Origin of the sequence: Chamaesiphon sp. VAR_69_metabat_338, from assembly GCF_031423935.1 — a bacterium.
Classification (GTDB): Bacteria; Cyanobacteriota; Cyanobacteriia; order Cyanobacteriales; family Chamaesiphonaceae; genus Chamaesiphon.
In genome coordinates, this window is sequence record NZ_JANPGM010000158.1 from 1 (window position 1) to 3874 (window position 3874).

At 48.3% G+C, this 3874-nt stretch carries 4 protein-coding genes; 3 read left to right on the forward strand and 1 reads right to left on the reverse strand.

Annotated elements, in window-relative coordinates; translation table 11 throughout:
- A partial coding sequence (gene hmpF / locus RMO84_RS04695) for a pilus motility taxis protein HmpF (protein ID WP_310487323.1) occupies positions 1-1146 on the forward strand: 1146 nt, incomplete at its 5' end.
- A gap of 134 nt (positions 1147-1280) precedes the next feature.
- Here the strand turns inward: hmpF and RMO84_RS04700 are convergent.
- Positions 1281-1643 carry a VOC family protein gene (locus RMO84_RS04700; protein WP_310487324.1) on the reverse strand — a complete coding sequence of 121 codons (363 nt, stop codon included), beginning with the start codon at positions 1641-1643 and terminating at the stop codon, positions 1281-1283.
- A 196-nt stretch (positions 1644-1839) separates the two neighbouring features.
- On the opposite strand from RMO84_RS04700, the gene RMO84_RS04705 reads away from it, so the two are divergent.
- The gene (locus tag RMO84_RS04705) at positions 1840-3012 is read left to right on the forward strand and encodes a pyridoxal phosphate-dependent aminotransferase (protein WP_310487325.1); all 1173 of its coding nucleotides are present in this window, start codon (positions 1840-1842) and stop codon (positions 3010-3012) included.
- A 695-nt stretch (positions 3013-3707) separates the two neighbouring features.
- Positions 3708-3874, forward strand: a 167-nt coding sequence (locus tag RMO84_RS04710) for a glycogen/starch synthase (protein WP_310487326.1), incomplete at its 3' end; no start/stop codon positions are given.

The window sequence follows — 3874 nt, forward strand, 5'->3', positions numbered from 1 at the left end:
GAAATTCGCGCGGCACTCTATCAATTGGGTGGGAGTTCGCGCGCGCTAGATTCTCAACGCCTCGAAGGTACGGTTGCCGAAATCGAAGGCCAGCAAGAATTGCTGACCGGACATTGGCAGCAGCTCCAACACCAGCAGCAACGCGCGATCGAAACTCAAGCCGAACTCGATCGCCAGCAACAGGAAATCGATCGCGCCAAGCAGCAACTCCAAACCTTACAAACTTCCCTCGAAGAAACCCAAACTGCCTGGGAAGTCCAACAGCATACCTTGAGTATGCAACAAGAGTACATCCAACGTCTCACCACTCGTCTCAATATCGAGCAGGACAACTATCAAAAGATCTATTTAATGTCTAAAGGTGGTCAGGCCGATATCGGCGATGTCCAAATCGATCTCGAACAGTTAGAAGCGATGGAGATCGGCCAATTGGAAACGATTGTCGCCAATCTGCAAACCGAAGTCGATCGATCGGTGCATTTCGTCCATCTTGAAGAAGAAGAACTTCAAGAGAAACAAGCCGCGATTGACGAGTTGCAACAAGCGATGCTGGTCGCTAATGAATTCGACAAGCTCAAGCTCGAAGCCGATCTGGCCGACGAGCGCGATGGCTACAATATGCTCGACCATACTCTCGACGGCCAACGCCAAACCATGCGCGAACGTCAGACTTATCTGCAAATTCACACTCGCGTCCTCCGCCAACGCCAAGGTCACGTTCCCGAAGCTGCCGATCGATCGCAAATGGAATGGGAAGCGATTTTACGCTTACTCGATACCCAACGCCAGCAACAACAGTCCGAACTGACGCAAGTAGAAACCGATATCCACAACCTCCGCCAGACGATCGACCAAACCAAAGCTAAAATCGAGCAGCAAGTCGAAGCGTATCTCCAAGAATCCAAACAGGTGCAGGAACTCGAACGCCAGCACCGATCGACCCAGCAACAATCGATCGAGTTAGTCGCCAAAATCGATCTCTATCAGGAGATGATGCAACCACTCCAAGATCGGATCGATGCTCTCAAACGGCAATTGGGCAGCTTGGCTGATGCCGCCGAACACCAACCTGAGAGCCAACAAGCGATGCAACAAATCGAATCGCTGCTCAATAATCTCGTCCACGGTTTACCAATGGGCAATTAGGCTCTCGATATTATCCAGTGGCGACGACTGTTGTTACAAGCCTTTCCCGCTCACAAAAATCCCCGACTTCTTCAAGAAGTCGGGGATTTCTCTAGGAATCGGCTTCAAGAGCCTTATGCGATCGCACTATAAATTTAAGCTCCCTGATGTAGGATTAAGCGATTGCCATCGGGGTCATAGGCGTAAATTTCGCGACCGTGGGAGGCGACGGTTATCGATCCTGATGGAGAATAGCCGAGTTGGGTTAATTTGGCGATCGCATCTTCCACACTGTCTACTTCTAGACAGATACTCATCCCGCTCTGATGAGGATGACTAAATTCGGCGCGATTGTTAGGATGGGGACAAAAAATTGCTAATCTCAAACCGGGCAAGCGAAACTCGGCATAGACATTCGGGATGCATCCTTGGGGGGCAATCTCTAAAAATTGGGTGTAAAAATCGATCGTTCGATCGAAATTAGCACTGGCGATGGTGACGATGGCGGCGGTAAACATTGGTGATTTCAACCCAGAGGAGATCGAGAGCTGGCAAAATACCAGTCAAGTCCTCATAATAATTACATATTTCCCGATTCTCAAATGGGTTTATAATTGCTACGCTTGAGGAACTTTATTCAGACGCAAAGACAACTCACGCACACACAGTGTAACCACATTGAGCGGGATGGCTGCGGATCATTCAAAAAAAGTTATGGAATTGGCACAGCGCATTACCGGCATCGAACCATCTGTCACCCTCGCCATTGCGGCAATGGCGAAGAAGATGCAGCAGGATGGCAAGGATGTTTGTAGTTTTAGTACGGGCGAGCCGGATTTCGATACGCCAGTACATATTAAGGATGCCGTCAAACAAGCCTTGGATCGCGGAAAAACCAAGTACGGTGCCGTCGCTGGCGAACCCGAATTGCGTGCGGCGATCGCCAATAAGCTCCAACGAGACAATAATTTAAACTATGCCCCAGCAAATATTCTCGTGACGAATGGGGGCAAGCACTCGCTCTACAATCTCATGGTGGCTCTAATTAATCCTGGCGATGAGGTAATTATTCCCGCGCCGTTTTGGTTGAGCTATCCCGAAATGGTCAAGTTAGTCGGTGGTATCCCCATTATTGTCAATACCGATCGTAGTACCGACTATAAAATTACCCCCGCCGCTTTAAATGCGGCGATTACACCCAAAACCAAGTTATTTATTCTCAATTCGCCCTCCAATCCTTCGGGAGTAGTTTATACTCCGACTGAGTTAGCTGCCTTGGCACAGGTAATTGTCGATCGAGATATTTTGGTAGTATCCGATGAGATTTACGAGAAAATTATCTATGATGGCGTCGAGCAAGTCAGTATCGGCGCGCTCGGTGCGGATATTTTCGATCGGACGATTATTAGTAACGGGTTTGCCAAAGCCTATGCGATGACTGGTTGGCGAATCGGTTATTTGGCCGCACCTTTGCAGCTGATTCAAGCGGCTAGTGCCCTCCAAGGCCACAGTACATCGAATGTCTGTACTTTTGCTCAATACGGCGCGATCGCCGCTCTCGAAGGCTCTCAGGGCTGTGTGGAAGACATGCGCCAAGCATTTGCTACCCGCCGCAAGGCGATCTTAGGCTATCTTCAGGGCATTCCTGGCTTGAGTTGTGCCAAGCCCGATGGAGCTTTTTATATTTTTATCGATATTGGCAGTACGCAGCTCACATCGCTGGAGTTTTGCCAGCAGTTACTCGAACAGCAGCAGGTTGCTGTCATTCCTGGGCTACCGTTTGGTGCCGACGACCATATTCGCATTTCCTACGCGACAGATCTCACCACGATCGAAAAAGGGATGGAACGGTTGGCGAAATTTATGCGATCGCGTGTCGGTGCTTGAACTATGAAGCAATTCTAAGAGGCTGTTTGAAAAGTTTTATTTGTTACGAGCTTAGACCTGAATCCCCCTGTCTTGTTGCGCTTTTATGTGCGGGGGAACCCCGCCCATAGCGCACCGCTAAATCCCCCTTTTCAAGGGGGACTTTGAATGTTGCTCCCCCTTTTTAAGGGGGCTGGGGGGCTTAATTTATACTTTTCAAACATCCTCTAACTCTATAGGCTCAGGGATCGAGATAAGACTAGCCGATTTGTACTCAATCTACTCGGGGATCGACTTTAACTATTAATCCACAAACATCGCCAATACCGATCGAATTTTTCTTAAGAATTTCTAGTCAGATGACCGGCAATTCTCTTTCAGAGAGGCTGTGCCTACGGCAGGCTTCGCCAACGCCAACGGGGTAGGGTGGGTACGATAAGTGTAATGGCGGAGATTTAATTAAGTGCTACTTACTAGCAAATACTTAATAAATTCCAGATCGATCGAACGCCAGATATAATGTTAGGAATCCGAGCGTCGATATCTCAATCTAAACCTCATAGCCCAATTCTGTTCGGGTTCCCATCTGTTGTCGATCTTAGCAGCAAAGGTCTAGATGCCAAAAGTGGCACAAATCGACTCACTTTGCCATAGTAAAGTACGCTGCTACTAAGTCAAACCGATTGGGGGAGAACATAGTAGCGCAACTATTAGCGATGAAAATTTTAGTTCTAATTTGGGAATTTCCACCACGCCTTGTGGGCGGAATTGCTCGTCATGGAGCTGAGTTGTATCCAGAGCTGGTTAAACTGGGTCATGAGATTCACTTGATTACTGTAGAGTTCTCTCAAGCACCAGCAAAAGAAATTATCGAAGGTATTTA

Bases quoted from the DNA above. Each gene is read 5' to 3' on its own strand.
- RMO84_RS04700 (WP_310487324.1), bottom strand. From the start codon at position 1,643: ATGTTTACCGCCGCCATCGTCACCATCGCCAGTGCTAATTTCGATCGA.
- RMO84_RS04705 (WP_310487325.1), top strand. From the start codon at position 1,840: ATGGAATTGGCACAGCGCATTACCGGCATCGAACCATCTGTCACCCTC.